This is a genomic window from Crocosphaera sp., assembly GCF_030064895.1.
Classification (GTDB): domain Bacteria; phylum Cyanobacteriota; class Cyanobacteriia; order Cyanobacteriales; family Microcystaceae; genus Crocosphaera.
On the sequence record NZ_JASJEB010000116.1, the window covers coordinates 16058 to 32596 of the forward strand.

At 33.3% G+C, this 16539-nt stretch carries 9 protein-coding genes and 1 pseudogene; 5 read left to right on the plus strand and 5 right to left on the minus strand.

The window, feature by feature from the left end:
• Positions 1–23: 23 nt before the first annotated feature.
• Together QNJ66_RS21945 and QNJ66_RS21950 are read right to left on the minus strand one after the other, a co-directional pair.
• A complete protein-coding gene (locus QNJ66_RS21945) occupies positions 24–2747 on the minus strand; it encodes a valine--tRNA ligase (RefSeq protein ID WP_300510779.1) in 2724 nt (907 codons plus the stop codon).
• Positions 2748–2895: 148 nt separating this feature from the next.
• Positions 2896–4782 (minus strand): sodium:solute symporter, encoded by a 1887-nt coding sequence (locus QNJ66_RS21950; RefSeq protein WP_300510780.1) that lies wholly within the window; start codon positions 4780–4782, stop codon positions 2896–2898.
• Between the two features lie 294 nt (positions 4783–5076).
• On the opposite strand from QNJ66_RS21950, the gene QNJ66_RS21955 reads away from it, so the two are divergent.
• From QNJ66_RS21955 to QNJ66_RS26285, 4 genes are all read left to right on the plus strand, one after another.
• Positions 5077–8127, plus strand: coding sequence for a hypothetical protein (locus tag QNJ66_RS21955; protein WP_300510781.1), 3051 nt, complete (start codon positions 5077–5079; stop codon positions 8125–8127).
• Positions 8128–8144: 17 nt separating this feature from the next.
• Positions 8145–11831, plus strand: coding sequence for a helicase-related protein (locus tag QNJ66_RS21960; protein ID WP_300510782.1), 3687 nt, complete (start codon positions 8145–8147; stop codon positions 11829–11831).
• Between the two features lie 153 nt (positions 11832–11984).
• A complete protein-coding gene (locus QNJ66_RS21965; protein WP_300510783.1) occupies positions 11985–12236 on the plus strand; it encodes a type II toxin-antitoxin system Phd/YefM family antitoxin in 252 nt (83 codons plus the stop codon).
• Positions 12237–12258: 22 nt separating this feature from the next.
• Positions 12259–12450, plus strand: coding sequence for a hypothetical protein (locus tag QNJ66_RS26285; RefSeq protein WP_366146309.1), 192 nt, complete (start codon positions 12259–12261; stop codon positions 12448–12450).
• Here QNJ66_RS26285 and QNJ66_RS21970 read toward each other — a convergent pair.
• Positions 12434–12553, minus strand: a pseudogene (locus QNJ66_RS21970) (type II toxin-antitoxin system PemK/MazF family toxin); the annotation flags it as partial. The gene QNJ66_RS26285 and the pseudogene QNJ66_RS21970 overlap by 17 nt on opposite strands.
• A gap of 3 nt (positions 12554–12556) precedes the next feature.
• Positions 12557–12796 (minus strand): DUF2281 domain-containing protein, encoded by a 240-nt coding sequence (locus QNJ66_RS21975; protein WP_300510785.1) that lies wholly within the window; start codon positions 12794–12796, stop codon positions 12557–12559.
• Positions 12797–13051: 255 nt separating this feature from the next.
• Between QNJ66_RS21975 and QNJ66_RS26290 the strand changes: the two genes are divergently transcribed.
• Positions 13052–13279: a hypothetical protein gene (locus QNJ66_RS26290; protein WP_366146308.1), complete on the plus strand. Its 228-nt coding sequence runs from the start codon at positions 13052–13054 to the stop codon at positions 13277–13279.
• A gap of 261 nt (positions 13280–13540) precedes the next feature.
• Here QNJ66_RS26290 and QNJ66_RS21985 read toward each other — a convergent pair whose 3' ends face one another.
• Positions 13541–16489 carry a tetratricopeptide repeat protein gene (locus QNJ66_RS21985; RefSeq protein ID WP_300510786.1) on the minus strand — a complete coding sequence of 983 codons (2949 nt, stop codon included), beginning with the start codon at positions 16487–16489 and terminating at the stop codon, positions 13541–13543.
• Positions 16490–16539 lie beyond the last annotated feature (50 nt).

Genomic DNA, 16539 nt, shown 5'->3' on the forward strand with positions numbered 1-16539 from the left:
GGTTAGCAGGGTGGCAGTCTCTATTATTGCAGACGCTTAAGACGTTCGCGCAAAATTTCAGCCTGTTTTTCGGCTTCTGCTAAAGCATCTCTTGCCCCCTGAACAACCGCTTCGGGGGCCTTATTGACAAAACCTGGGTTGTTGAGTCGGCCTGAGAGGGATTTAATCTCAGCCTCAATTTTAGCTAAACTCTTCTCTAGTTTGGCACGAAGACCGGCAATGTCAACCACCCCAGAAAGAGGAATTAAAGCCTGTATGGTTCCTACGACTCCAGCAACGACTTGTTCTGTCTGTTGTTCGAGTTGGGGCGTAATGGTTAGGGTTTCCACTTTCCCTAAGTCTTGGATGTATTTTCGACCTGATTCTAGGATAGTCCTTTCTTGCTCACTTTCACTCTGTAAAATGACCGATACCTTGACCCCTGGTTTAATATCGGCTTCGGCCCGCATATTTCTTAGGGTACGAATGGTTTCAAAAAGGAGGCTAAAGGAGGCTTCTAAGTCAGGATTAATTAGGGCGTTATCTACGTTAGGATAGGCTTGTAGCGCGATAAATTGCCCCTCGCTTTGACTGAGGGTTTGCCAAATTTCTTCGGTAATATGGGGCATAAAGGGATGAAGTAGCTTTAAGGTTCCATCCAAAATGTATGCTAGGGTTTGTCTGGCAACGTCACGGGAGGGTGTTTCCTGCCAGAGACGGGTTTTCACCAGTTCGATGTACCAATCGCAAAAATCTCCCCAAATGAACTCATATAGTCCTTTAGCTGCCTCTCCTAAGCCATAAGCTTCGATATGGTCTCTGGTTTGTTGGACGGTTTGATGGAAGCGTGAGAGTATCCAGCGATCGCATAATTCTAATTTTTCTACATCGGGAGTGCCTAAACTTTGGGGGGTTTCTCCTTTGAGGTGCATCATCACAAACCTGGCCGCGTTCCAAAGTTTGTTGGCGAAGTTTCGGGATGCTTCTACGGACTCTGATTGGTCGGTTTTGCGATCGTATTGTAAGCTGATATCTTGTCCGGCACCAGCGACTTCTCTAATTAGGGTATAACGTAGTGCATCAGTACCGTATTTTTCGATTAAGATCAAAGGATCGATGCCGTTGTTATAACTCTTCGACATTTTCCTGCCGTTTTCGTCCCTAACCAAACCATGAATATAAACATCTTTGAAGGGCATTTCATCGGTAAAATAACCGGCCATCATGGTCATTCTAGCGACCCAAAAGAAGATAATATCGAATCCTGTTACGAGGGTACTGGTGGGGTAATAGGTTTTTAAATCTTCTGTATTTTCGGGCCAGCCTAGTGTTGAAAATGGCCATAAACCGGAGGAGAACCAAGTATCTAAAACATCGGGATCTTGTTCTAATTTGATGTTATCTCCGTATTCTTTTTTTGCTTTTTCTAAGGCTTCTGTTTCTGAATGAGCCACAATAAAGGGTGTGTTATCGGTAATTTCTCCATTGGTTTCGCTAATGACGTACCAAGCTGGAATTTGATGACCCCACCACAATTGACGAGAAATACACCAATCTTTTAATTTTACCAACCAATCTCGATAAACTTTTTTCCATCTTTGGGGTACAAAATTGGGGGAATTATTTTCGTCTAGAGATTTTAGGGCTTTTTGGGCTAAGGAATCGATTTTGACAAACCATTGTGTGGATAGTAAGGGTTCAACAGGAACTTTACCTCGGTCACTATAAGGAACCGCATGACTATAGTTTTCTATTTTGATTAAAAAGCCATCTTCTTCTAACTTTTCAACGACATTTTTACGGGCAACAAAACGATCTTGTCCTGCAAAGATTCCTGCATTTTCGTTTAGTGTCCCGTCTTTGTTCATAATATTAATAAATGGTAGTTTATGGCGGTTTCCCATCTCGAAGTCGTTAGGATCATGTGCCGGGGTAACTTTAACACAACCGGTACCAAATTCTGGATCAACTAATTCATCGGCAAATATCGGTATTTCTCGCCCAACAATGGGTAAAGTTATGGTTTTTCCAATCAAATTTTTGTATCTTTCATCATTAGGATTAACTGCTACTCCTGTATCTCCTAACATGGTTTCTGGTCTGGTAGTGGCTACTTCAACATAGCCGCTATTGTCGCTTAATGGATAACGAAAGTGCCATAAATGACCATCTACCTCTTTACTTTCTACTTCTACATCCGAGACAGCAGACAAAGAAGCAGGACACCAATTAACTAAATAATTACCCCGATAAATTAACCCTGCTTCGTAGAGCTTAACAAATGCTGTTCTAACCGCTTTTGATAACCCTTCATCTAGGGTAAAACGTTCCCTTGACCAGTCAGCAGACAGTCCTATTCTTTTCATCTGGTTAACAATTTTCCCACCAGATTCTTGCTTCCATTGCCAAGCTTTTTCTAAAAATTTTTCCCGTCCAATTTCCTGACGGGTTAAACCTTCTGCTTTTAACTGCTTATCTAAGATCGTATGAACTGCAATACTCGCGTGATCGGTTCCAGGAAGACAGAGGGTATTATGACCGCACATACGATGATACCGCACCAATACGTCCATGAGACAATCGCCAAACGCATGACCCATGTGGAGAGTTCCTGTTACGTTGGGGGGAGGGATGACAATACAGTAGGAGTTTTCGTCCTTACTGTTGTCTGCTTGGAAGACTTGATGGGTTGACCATGCTTCTTGCCATTTGGCCTCGGTGGTTTTGGGGTCGTATTGGGTGGGTAGTTCGGGTATACTTGCGGTCATGGACAATACAAAGTGGGTGTGTTAGTAGTTACCTTGTTAAATTGTGCCATATCATCGGGGTTATATGAAGTTATTGTTTGCATAGTTAATTTTTTGATTGACATTTTATCAATAAGAAGGACTTAATATTATTAAGCCCCTACTTAACTCAGACTTTTAAATTACTATCCTTGAAATTAGCCTTTTTCTTATCTTTTAATGTTTGTTTGATTATTGGGCTTAACCAAGTAAAGTATAAGGCAATTGATAATAAAAAGAAACCTAATGCTAATACTTTTACATTTTGCCAATTTTTCATCATAATCATCATCCCTAACAAGAATAAACAAAGTTGCCAAGGAACAGCAATAAAGGTAGAAATAATATCATATTTATGTTCTCTCGTTAGCCCATTACTAAATTCTCCCCAAAAGCCAAACGGTTTTGTCGTATTGTAGAAATTTTCGATTACTTCTTTATCGGTTTGATAGGCTTGTGGGGCTACATAAGTACCAATAAGACAACCTAATAAAGAACAAATTGCAGGAATAAAAAAGAGAATATATTCTTGATTTTGAGGATTATTAATTATGGGTAAAATAACAGCTTTTGTCAGAATAGCAGCGATCATTCCTGCCAAAGTTCCCCAGGCAAAGCCATAACCATTAAACTTCCACCAATACCAACGTAATAATAAGGGAATGCCTAAACCAACCCCTAATCCTAAAGATAACCATCCCCAAATTTCGTTAATGTTACTTAGGTTAAAGCTAAAAAACAAACCAATTACTACAATAAAGACAGAGGCTAAACGACTTTGAAAAACTAATCTTTTTTCATGCTGTTGGGAATTATTAATAGGATTATTTCTCAGAAAATAAGGCTCATAAATATCCTTAGTCCAATAAGCAGCACTAGCATTAATAATTGAGGAAAAGGTTGACATGGCAGCAGCCATAAAACAAGCTACCAATAAGCCTTTGATTCCTGTGGGAATATAAGTGTTAATAACAATGGGTAAAATTAATTCTGGGTCAGTAATAGGGGAACTATGGGTCAAACCATAATGAATTCCTAAGATGGCAAAAGCAGAAATTAGTGGCCAACGAAAAGACATTGAAAGAATCCAAAACAAGGATAAAAATGCCGTATCTCGTTCATTTCTAGCAGCAAAATATCGTTGTGCCATATATCCACCCGCACCGCTACACCCCTCAATAATAGTTTTAAGAAGGTAAAATAATATTACCCCACCAAACAAGTTGAAGATGGCATAATCTCCTGGTAAATTAGCCGTCATAGGCGGAAAAATACTACTCCAATCTGTAAAATTCCAATCCTTAATTAAGAAACTATCTCCATTGGGAATTGACACAGAAAATGTATCAGGTAGTGTAACAGTAGTCCAAGATAACCAAGAAATATAAATAATTGAACTGAGAATTAATAATCCTTGAAAAACATCAGTCCAAATAACCCCACTAAAGCCACTAGCAATGGTATAAGCGGCAGCTAAAACAACTAATAAAATTGACGCAAATCTATCACTAATTCCCATCAAATTGCCAATAAATTTTCCCCCACCAATGGAAAAATAACTCATTGCACCAATGGAAAACACAATATTAGAAATAGCACTAATAAGACGAGCAAACTCTCCTCCCTTTCCCTTGCCAAACCGAAAAATCATCCATTGCGCTGTAGTCATAACCCGTATTTCTTTACCGTCTTCTTTAATAACTGCTCTTCTTGTCCATTTCCCCATAAATATCATTAAAAATGCCATAATTAAAACGATTCCACCCCTAATTTCGATAAAAAAGCCTTGAGTTCCCAAAGCGTAAACTAGGGCTGCGATAACCATTGTTCCGGCAATATCTACGTTAGAGGCCATTCCTGAAGCACCCAACGCCCACCAGGGAAAGTCTCCGAGGAGATATTGTGTACTGTCCCCTTGTTTGATATTTTTTTTATTACGAAATAAAAGGGGCATAAAGCCAATCATTAGGGTAAGAATTAGATAAACAAAGATAATTAAATAATCGATTGTTTGCATAAATTTTTAGTAATAAGGGCATTAGCGCAATACGCTAACATAAATGGTGTGAATTGAGAATAAAGATCAATGTTACTCACTAAGTACGACGTTATTTCTTCTAAAATGTTTCGATTATCTTTATTACTGTTGATGTTAACTTTAGCTACAAATTAGGGAACTCTAAGATTAGTATCACCTAGATGAGTTAATCTTGAACTATAATTTAGTACAGTACAAAATTACCTACTGACTTAAGATGGTCATAGTCTAGGAAATGCTTAATTATTACTTAGGGTCAAAGTATAGAATAAAATGACAAATTCTGGATCTAACTTACGGGAAGATGGAAACGATTTAGTTAAACTAAATTACAGTGATTTTCTGGGTAAAGTTCTTGAAGTTTTAAATAGTGATACATCTCAACAACTATTTAAGATATCTGAAGATAATAAACGTCTATTAATGAATGTTGATGAACTTGCTTATCAAGTTTCTCAGTTATCTATTAATGATCCTTTTATTAGTCAACCTTTCGGAACAAAATGTGCATCAATTAATTTTATTGAAGGGACAGAAAAAACATTTAGTGAACAATTACATTTAATCCAAGCAAAAGTCAAAGAATTATTAAAAAATGAGTTAAAACAAGATATATCTATTGAAAACTATTTAGAAAAAATTGCAGTACCTTTAGAAAATTTAAAAGGTAAAGTCAATGATAATATTAGTTTTAATTATCCTTTTGATCAAAAATATACCAATCTACAAAAACAACGGTTAACCTTACCTAAAGATGAACAAAATATCCTACCATTACTCAGATTACATAAACTTAGTATAACTGTTAAGCAACCCACTAGATTTTTGAATGAATTAAGAAGTAGTTTAAAAAATTATGTTGAAATACATTTTGAAGAGGAAAAAGAGGATTTAATTGAGGATATTCTAGAACCCTTATTTGAAAATCAAGATAAAGATAATAATGATATTTACAAGCTAAAAAAATTAATGAAAGAAGAATCATTAGGAAAGATAAAAAAAGCGGCAAGTATTAAATATCTAGAATTTTTATATGATCAAGTGAAAAATGATCAAGATGCAGTTTATCTAAAAGATTTAATTAGAAGATTGAAACTCCTAGAAGCTTATATTAATGATGAATCTAAACCAGATGATTATTACAAAGTTTTCTATCAAGGGGTTGAATTTGATTTTCGACAGTTTTTCAATAATTCCTATGCTTTTGATTCATTACCTATTATTTCACAAATTGAGGGATATTTAGGAGAAATGAATGATAGGGATCAAGATAAGCAAGAATTTATCTTTGGAATGAAACTAAAATTAAATGGACAAGTCCAAACTTCCAAAGGAGAAACTTCTTTTGAATATCATACTAAGTTTCTCGATTTAGATAAAAAAGAGAATAAAGATAAACTAAGCAATGAAATCGAAAAAGGAAAATTCATCAGAAAAGTTTTAAGAATTGTATTTTTATATTACTTTGTTTTTGCTTCTCGCAGTAAACCTTTAGATAAAAACAAAAAATATGACCGATCTTATGATATATCTTCAGAATTAACTTACGATCCAGTAGAAAATTTTGAGCAGCAAATTTTACCTATTTTGAAAGGAAATGATGATCAAGCTAAGAAAAAGCTATTTAACGATATCAAAAGAGGTTTTGAACAATATAACATATCTTTTAAATTACAAAAATTAAGAGAATTGCTTATAGACTATATTGAGAGTAAAAAAATATTTAATACTAAACCATATACTCTAACAATTAATATCAGTCAGGGTATTTTAGAAAAAGATTCAGATAAAGTTGATAACAATAATACATTATTTAAACCTGAATTAAATAATAAAGAAGGTTTAAAGTATATTTCAGTTAATGATAGTAGTAAAATTGATACTGAAACATTATGTGGTCTATCAGTTGATATTAAGTTTACTGATATTCAGTACTTTCGGAGTAATGAACAACAGTTGTTTAGCATGAAGTATGATCTAGATGGAATTAATACAATACCTATGCTTTTAACTCCCCAAGAAGATCAATGTCGTGAAATTTATAAACAAGGATTAAAAAATCAAGCATCTTTAGTTTGTAATTATAATCATGAACGTCTCAAAGAAGAAATTTTTAATCAGGAAGATAATCCTAATATGTTTTGGTATCAGTTAACTTTTTCTTTGTTAACTTACTTGAGTTTAAAAATTTTATTATATCAATCAAAGGACAAATTATTTATTCCTTTATTACGTCTTCATTTAACTGATAAAGATGATGCTTCACCAGAAGAAGTCTTTATGCGTTCCTTTTCCTATGTATTATCTCATATTTTAAATGAAAAATATGATTTTAGCTCTCAAGGAATTTGTATTAAAAACATTAATTTTTTCAAAAATCGTAATTCATTAAGTTCCCTTTATTCTACCATCCCTAAGATATTTCAGTTTGATAATTATACTCCTGAGTTAGATAAACTTGCTATTATTGTTGTGTCTAGTTGGGAATGCGATCGCAAATACACCAATACCTATCAAATAAAGAACATGATAGGGGAAGTTATATGTTTAGAGCGTCAAGAAGATAAAACAATTAGGTTATATAATCAAGGAACATTCTCCAGTAATTATGATACTGAAGATATCTACAAAAAACCTGATATTTTGGTTAATAAAATAAGTGAACTTTATGATCAAGGATATCGTCATTTCTTGTATATTGCTAAATCTCCATACTCTAACTACCTAAATATTACAGGGGAAAATAGAGAACTGTATTTTATGTCACCGGATGTTATTAAAGAATTAAAATCAGGTAAAAATGATATACATATTTATCCTATTTTCTTCGACAAGTATTATGTCGTTAAACTACAAAAAATTAATGCAGCTTCTCTGTATATTCAAGATACTACTGAACTAACAAACTTAGTCAATGATAAAGCAGATGCAAGTCAAAGATCATTAGTATTTTTCAATTTGTTTAATGGTATTACTGTGGTAAATGATAACTCATATAATGGGGTTATATCTTATATAACCTTATTGAATATTTATAATGATACTGAACACGAAAAAACGATTTATCAGGGACTAATTAATGATACTCAATTTAAAAAAGATATATTGAATTATCTTACTTTATTTCATTTTTCTCGTTATCAAGCAACAGCTACAAGAAATAAACCAATTAGTTTAAAGTTAGATCCTTATCAAAATTTAATAGGAGACAAATCAGTGGGTCAATTATCAGTTTTCAATCATATTAAAGGGAATAGAAAGATTGAGTTTAATTCTCTTGCTTTTCTCACGGAAGTAAGAAAATATTTGTACGATAAACCATAGAAGGAGGAAAAAGAATAATGTCAAATATCGGTAAAGATATTGAACTTGGAGAAAAGTTAGGATTTTTGTTTGAAGTTGGGTTTAATATTGGACTCCTTACCTACATCAAACAAAATAATATTAAGCATCATTATGACGACTTATATTCTCAAGATTTAAGAGAATTAAAGTTTACTAGGATTATTGATAGATTAGCAATAGATGAAAGAGTTGTTAGTGACTCAAATCGTAAAATTATTAAAGATTGGGTTTTGTTTTTTCTGCAAAAAGCTTTTTTATCAGGACTGAACTTTTTACAAGAATATTTTGCAGCAGTTGAGATTAAACCCAAGCATTACAAAAAGCTAGATATTCTTTATTATCAATGTTATTTTCATGGGAATAATAGTTTAGGAACTTATACAAAAAAAACAGATAGAGACGCATACAAGTCAAGTCTTCAACAGTTAGAGAATATTGATGATTTTGATCAATATATTGCTCAAAATAAGGGAAAAGGAGAATTTCTAAAAGCTGATAGTTTAATGTTTGTTCAGTATAAAGATAGAAAGTATATTATATCAATTGATTATTCTATTTTTGCTATTCGAGAAATTCAAGATTTAGATAATCTTCATAGTGTTGAAGTCTTAAAAAGAATATTGCTTAAAGAAATTGCTTATTTAAGAAAAAAGAGTGTTTTTGCTACTTTGGGACTGGATAGTAAAACACCTAAAATTAATTTATCTGAGAGTTTAGCGAGTCATTATAAAGCATTTGTTACCAAGGATAAAGAAAGCATGAAAATGATCCAAGCAGGAAGTTATGCTTATAGTTTTTATTGTTTTCTTCAATCACAAAATTTACTGGAAGATCAAGAATCTGTCAATATAAATATTTTTGGATATAGCGATCGCGGAATTAGTTCTCTAACTTTAACTAATACAGAAGAACATATCAAAATACTTAAAACTTGTCACCATATTTATAAACATAAAGATAACAAACAAAAAGAACTATCAACAGCGCGTGAAGATATATTAGATGTAATTAAACGTAAAGCAGCAAAAAGTTTTATTAATGGAAAAAGTTTCTTTAATGAACTAATGGAAACAAAAAATAATAATAAACAAATACATTCGTTAACTCATACAGAAACAATTGATAATTTTTTGAGTCCCATTGATACTATTCCTATAGAAATCTCTGACAACTTAAATTTAGACCCGAAACTAGACTTAAGAAATGCACATAAAGAACTGATTCAAAGAGAATTAGAATCTGATAAACATTATTTATTTTTAACAGGAAATCCTGGAATTGGTAAAACTACTGCTATCACAGAGTTTCTGAAACAACCAAAAATTTTAAATGAGGGATTTTTATTTTTTTATATTAGTCCACGAATACAAGTTAATCTGGATATTATAGAGAAGTTTACTGATAAAAATACAGGTGAACTTTATGATGATAGAATTTTTGCTATTACAAGTAATGCTACTCTTATTCGATCTAATAATCGTAATATAACGGTTAATTATCGTTCAAATATTTATCAGGATAAACGTTTTAAGCATCACAATGTCCATTTTATTCATCAAAATGAGGAACTAGAATATAATCCATCCAATATTGATGAAGTTATTCGTCAAAATGAAGATACTTTAAGAGATCAGAATATCAATAGTAGTGGAGTTTTACAGAGTATTTGTGAAGCAAGCGATACTCTAATTAAAAGTGAAATATCTAATAATATTGTTGCTACTGTTTCTATGCAATCATATAAAAAAACGAACCGAGGTAATACATTTAAGAAGCATTTTCCAAAAATATTTAATAGTGCTTATAGTTCTATAAAAGAAAAATTTTTAGAAGACAATATGAGAGAGATATCTAGTCGAATTAAACATATTTTTGTCATGGTTGATGAGATTACAGGGGATGAAAATGGGGTTAACCTTCTTCATGAAATTAGTAAATTTTTTAAACATTTTCAAGAAGAATATGGATTTAATTATAAAATTATTGTTGCTGATGCTTCTATTGTTAATCCTGATGTGATTAATCAGCATTTTTCTTCTACTGTTCCTGAACCTAATAAAATATTTTTTAGACAAAGCTTTGCTAATAATTCACCTTTATCAATTGAAAATTTTAGATTTAAAAATAAACCAGCAACGATTATTAATAGTAATGCTTATCCTGCAAGAAATTTAAAGATAACTTATAAATTATTTATCGAATCTATCGAATTTCATGAAGAATTATATTTACAAAAAAATCAAAACCTAAAAGACGCAGTACAAAAGCAACTTATTAAAGACATTAAATATACCCTCAAAAATCATCCTTCTGAACAAATTATTGTTTATATTCAAAATAAGGAAAAACTAGCAGAATTAATTACACAAATTAAAGCATCTCGAAAATTTGAAGAGAAACAAGACTATTTAGAGATTCATGCAAACTTAGGAGATAAGGATAAAAAAGAGGTTAAAAAATACCTTGATCAAGAAACAATAAAAGTCATCTTTATGACATCTTCTGCAAGTCGAGGTTTATCTTTTCCAAATGTTAAACATATTTTAGTAGAAATTCCTAGATTTGAAGTAGAAAGAAATTTAATGGAAGTGATACAAGTTATTTATCGAGGGAGAGGAAACGATGAGATTGATAAACAAGAAAAACAGTTAATATTTTATCTTAGTGAACAAGCAATATATGATCAAGAAGAAGATGAAGAAAAACGTCAATTAGCGATACAAGAAAGTATTTTATCGTTTATCAATCTCCTGTTAATCTTGAAAACTTCAATTATGACAAGGATTCAAGGTTCTGGTATAATCGGAAACGATGAATTTTTAATGATTCCTGTCAGTGGAAAATCTGTTTCTGCTGCTGGTGAAACTTTTAGCAGTAAACTCAATAATTTAATTGGACAACTTAAAAGAGAAGCGAGAAAATCTTGCGATACGGAACGACTGATAGAAGTTTCTACTTGTTTAGAAAAGCTTTTACAAGAGTGTGAAATTACTCTCAAAAAAATGTTTAAAGATCCAGAAAAAGCAGGTATATCACCTCTTGACTTACGCACAGAATTATGCAATGAATTCTTAAAATTAATGGATAATAGTTTTGAGGAATTATTAAATTATTATCCCATTGAATACTGTCACATCAATGGTAGTTTATTGTTTGTTCCTATTAAAAATAAAGGAATTGAAGAAAGATATAAAATAAGAACTGATCAGAATTCAAACACCTTAAACTATGAAAAAATTATCAATAATTTACAGTATATTAATAAACATCCAAAATTACCAGAAACCATCACCAGAACAGTTCCAGATATAATTAAATTTGTCGATATTATTTTTGAAAAAGATAATAGTGTTCAAAACTACGAACAAAATAGTCAGTATGATGATCAATATTATGCTATTCCATTATATGCTTTTATTATTCCTGAACTCCTTGAAGAGTATTTTCAGTGTGATGATGATCAAACCGAACAATATAGCTTTAAAGATATTTTAAAATTATATCTTCGTTCTCTTTATCCTGTTTCCAGTCTTTTACCTATTGGAAATAAATACGAACATTTCCCTTTTATTATTTTCCGTAGCTACAGTTTAAACGAACTGAGAAGTAAACTTTTTACAGATAAATATTTATTAAACTCCCATGAAATTAATGTTTTAAGTTTAATTTTGGCTAGAAAGTAGAATTTATAAAAAGTAATTATTAATCTTCGTTTTTTGTTTATAACTTTTCTGCGATCGCTAACAGTCATAGTTACACTTTATTAATTCAAGATGACTCCTGTAATAAATATTGTATAATACGAAAAAGAATAATTTAGTCAAAAATTAATCCCTATGCTCCAAGTTTCTGCATCAGAACTGCCTAAAGATATTGATAAAATTATGGATACTGCACAAAAAGAAGCTGTTATTGTGCGTAAAAATTCTCTTGATTATGTAGCGATTATTTCAATGGAAGATTATGAGGAATTAATTCGTTTGAAGAATAAACGTCTTAAAAATTTGGCAGATGAAATAGGTTATGAAGCAAGAGAAAAAGGATTAACACCAGAAATGTTAGAGGATATTCTTAATAGTGACGATTAAACGTTATGTCATTGATACTAATGTGTTGATTAGTGCTATTCTTTTGCCTGAGTCAACTGCTTATAATGCTTATATTAAGGCTCTTGATACTGGGATATTACTCGCTTCATCCTCAACTTTAGCAGAGTATAGTGAGGTAATTCTCCGCTCAAAATTTGATCGTTATTCAAGTCAAGAACGTCGCCAAATTTTTCTTATAAAGGCAATTTATTAATAGTATTAACAGATAAGACTAAAACGGGTCTTTTTCCTGCTTGTTCCTTTCCCTGAACAGGATTAAGATTAATAAAATAAATATCTCCTCTTTGAATGGTCATAGGTTAGGCTAAACCGTCCATATCTGTAGACTTAAATTCTTCGTTAATCATAGCTAATTCTGCTTGGATATCTGGATCATTTGCCATCCTTTGCAATTGTTCTTCTATAGAGTCTAAAGCGATTTTATCAGAGGGTTCTGGCTTATGTTTGCTTTTATGACACAGCAAGAAGTTTAACACCTCTTCCACCAAAGAATCAGGTGCTTTTTCGATTTCTTGGATTAATTGTTCTTTAACAGTCATAATTACGCTTTATGGCAGTTTTTAGATAGTTCTATCAATATTCTAGTCCAAGGAAACAGCAATCACGAAAATTGACGGATAACGTTACACGTCATTTAAGTGTAATCCTAAAATTGTTATTTCAAGGAACCAGGAATCTCTGTAAGGGAGCAAAAATGAAAGATGATCGAGAGAATGACATAAAATAGAAACAGTCCCCCAAAAAGCCATTTAGGGGACAGAAAAAAGATAATTAACTAATAAGGAGTATAACTCATGAGCCAAACACCAATAACGGTAAAGTATCCCTTGGAAGAGGTATTGGGGGAGCTAAAACAGAGTATCAAAGAGGTTAATCAGAATCTAGCCAACATTCAAAAGGATATGGATGAAAAATTCGATACTCTTCAAAAGGATATGAATCAAAAATTTGATACTCTTCAAAAGGATGTCAATGATTTAAAAGTAGGACAAATGGAACTAAAGACAGAGGTACGCAATTGAAAGGAAGATGTGAAAGAAATAAAAACTGTTCAAAATTCTTTAATTAACGAAGTCTCAAACTTAAAAGGGGTAAAATCTTTAATTATTCCTATTGTGGTGGCTGTATCTACTGCACTATTAACATTATTGGTGCGTTTGATTCCTAATGTACCTCGTTGATTAAACGTTATGTGATTGTCATTGGTGAGGAACGAGGAATCTCTATACTCTCAAAACATTATACAAACAAAAATCCCCCCACACCCCCCACACTCCGCACACTCATGACTCCTCTTCCTTCAACTCAGGATTTTTCAACTCTGCATACACTGTTAAAACCTTAGACAAAGACTCTACCCGACAGTCATGACTAGGACATTGTTTGGTGCTATGGAGTGCATCTCCCCATCGTTGTAGCTTGGCTTGTGCTTCGGCAATGTCTGTTAATGCTTTGGCTTTGGAGTCGGAAGAATCTATCTGTTGCGCAACAGTAAGAGCTTGTTGTAAGAGGGTAACTGCTTCTTTGCTGTCTGATAGTTTACTGGAAGCTTGGGCGATCCCTCTTAATGCTCTGGCTTTGTTGTCGGAATCATCTATCTGTTGCGCAACAGTCAGAGCTTGTTTTAAGAGGGTAACTGCTTCTGTGCTGTCTGATAGTTCACTGGAGGCTTCGGCGATCTCTGTTAATGCTTTGGCTTTGGAGTCGGAAGAATCTATCTGTTGCGCAAGAGTCAGAGCTTGTTTTAAGAGGGTAACTGCTTCTGTGCTGTCTGATAGTTTACTGGAGGCTTCGGCGATCCCTCCTAATGCCCAGGCTTTGTAGTCGGAATCATCTATCTGTTGCGCAAGAGTCAGAGCTTGTTTTAAGAGGGTAACTGCTTCTGTGCTGTCTGATAGTTCACTGGAGGCTTCGGCGATCCCTCCTAATGCCCAGGCTTTGGAGTCGGAATCATCTATCTGTTGCGCAAGAGTCAGAGCTTGTTTTAAGAGGGTAACTGCTTCTGTGCTGTCTGATAGTTCACTGGAGGCTTCGGCGATCCCTCTTAATGCTCTGGCTTTGTTGTCGGAATCATCTATCTGTTGCGCAACAGTCAGAGCTTGTTTTAAGAGGGTAACTGCTTCTGTGCTGTCTGATAGTTCACTGGAGGCTTCGGCAATCTCTGTTAATGCCCAGGCTTTGGAGTCGGAATCATATATCTGTTGCGCAAGAGTCAGAGCTTGTTTTAAGAGGGTAACTGCTTCTGTGCTGTCTGATAGTTTAATGTAAGCTTCGGCGATCGCTCTTAATGCTCTGGCTTTGGAGTGGGAAGAATCTATCTGTTGCGCAAGAGTCAGAGCTTGTTTTAAGAGGGTAACTGCTTCTGTGCTGTCTGATAGTTCACTGGAGGCTTCGGCGATCTCTGTTAATGCCCAGGCTTTGGAGTCGGAATCATCTATCTCGTCTAATAGTGCCTTCATCTGCTTTATTTCTCCATTTTTAGCGAAAGCAATGGCTGCTTTTGACTGATAATTATCATCTCGTACTTTTTCACTCCAATAAGCCAAATCTTGCCGAATCTGCCATAGTTGTCCGGGGGTGGTATAGTGCAACAATCCCCACCCTGTCATCAATAACAGTAAGATTGTCCCCAAAATACCCAAGTTTCGATACAGTCGTCGTTTACTTTGTTGCAAAAATTTTTGTTTTTGTCGTTCTTTATTTCCCCAGATTAAATACCGTTTATGGGATTCAATCAACCATAATTCTCTTATTCCCAATAAATACCGAGAACTATAATTATTTTCCATCCACACTCTCACCTTTTTATTGAGTAAATCATTGGCTTTATAAGCTTTCGGTAAAATCTTCCCTGACAGTTTCATCACCGCAGGAATCATCTTCTCATGTGCTAATTCGTAGGCGGTTTTTTCTTCTTGTTGAATAGGAGTAATTAATCGCTCTAAAGCCAACCATTTAATGGCTTCACTGATTTCTTGAGGTGGTATTATTTTTAACTTTTCTTGTAACTCTTTGATAGTCAAAGCACCCGATCTAGTCAACTCATTCCCATCTACAAATTCTAATAAAACCTTCATTAATTTTTCTGTTTGGGATGTGGGTGTTGATTTTTCTCGCAATTTTAATTGCTCTTCTAAATATTGATATAATAATCCTTCTACCTCTCCTATTTTTTGCATTGCAGTCTTTTTAAAGGCTCTTTTTTCTGATATCTTCTGACTACTAATAACTAAGGATAGTATTTGTAAGTCAACAGGTGAAATTAGAGTATCTTTTCCCATAAAGTTTGTTTCAAAAAGATATTTTATATAGTCCCGTTCAAAGTCTATATTTTCTATCTTCGCAATCGTTTCTAGAATATTGGTTGCTTCTTCAGCAGAAAACTTTTTTAACTCAAAACTATTAGAAGAATAAAGGGGATAATCTAGCTTATGTTGAATATCCGATTGAAAATAAAATAAATCTGAGCGTAAACACATCAAAATTTTGACATCAATTTGATCTTGCTCATACCACTGTTTTAAACTGTCAAGAAATTGTTCATAAACATCAGGAAATTTATAACGATGGACAAAAACTTGCTCAAACTGATCAAAGAAAAGTATCAAAGGTTTCCCAACTGTTTTAATTCCTTGTTCACAAACTCCTAAAAAATCTAAATTTTCAGCCTCTTGAATATTTAACTTTAAATCCCTAATAATTTCTTTTTTAACCTTTTCTAGAGGATTTTTATCACTAAATTTAATATATATACCTCGATACTGACTTTCTTCTGTGGTCAATTTTGACATTAAACCCGCTTGAATAAAAGAACTTTTTCCACACCCAGACTCTCCCCATAAAATACCAATGCGAAACTCTCTATCTTGCAACATAGATAAACAAGCATTAATACTTTTATTTCGTTCCAACTTACTAAAAACTTCAGCATCCTTTTGTGTAAAGGGACGTAACCCTTTAATAGCAACTTGTTCTTCAACTGGACCATCTGAGATCAGTTTCGGTTTATTAAAAACTGCAATCAATACCGCAACACAAAATAATAGTATTAATCCCAAACATCCCCAGATAAACCATTGAGGATATTCTTGTATCCCGAAAATACTTTTAATAGGTTCCCGTGAAACCCAACCAACAATAATAACCGCTAAAATTAAGCAGATTAACTCAACCCATTTCTTTTCCCGTATCAACTCTGCTACCATCTGTACCAACGAGACAAGACTTTTCATTGTCTCGGTAATACTCTCCAAAATACCCTTAAAATTCTCCATCGTTATAA

Coding starts and splice junctions, on each gene's coding strand:
- QNJ66_RS21945 (WP_300510779.1), bottom strand. CDS start 2,747: ATGACCGCAAGTATACCCGAACTACCCACCCAATACGACCCCAAAACC.
- QNJ66_RS21950 (WP_300510780.1), bottom strand. CDS start 4,782: ATGCAAACAATCGATTATTTAATTATCTTTGTTTATCTAATTCTTACC.
- QNJ66_RS21955 (WP_300510781.1), top strand. CDS start 5,077: ATGACAAATTCTGGATCTAACTTACGGGAAGATGGAAACGATTTAGTT.
- QNJ66_RS21960 (WP_300510782.1), top strand. CDS start 8,145: ATGTCAAATATCGGTAAAGATATTGAACTTGGAGAAAAGTTAGGATTT.
- QNJ66_RS21965 (WP_300510783.1), top strand. CDS start 11,985: ATGCTCCAAGTTTCTGCATCAGAACTGCCTAAAGATATTGATAAAATT.
- QNJ66_RS21975 (WP_300510785.1), bottom strand. CDS start 12,796: ATGACTGTTAAAGAACAATTAATCCAAGAAATCGAAAAAGCACCTGAT.
- QNJ66_RS26290 (WP_366146308.1), top strand. CDS start 13,052: ATGAGCCAAACACCAATAACGGTAAAGTATCCCTTGGAAGAGGTATTG.
- QNJ66_RS21985 (WP_300510786.1), bottom strand. CDS start 16,489: ATGAAAAGTCTTGTCTCGTTGGTACAGATGGTAGCAGAGTTGATACGG.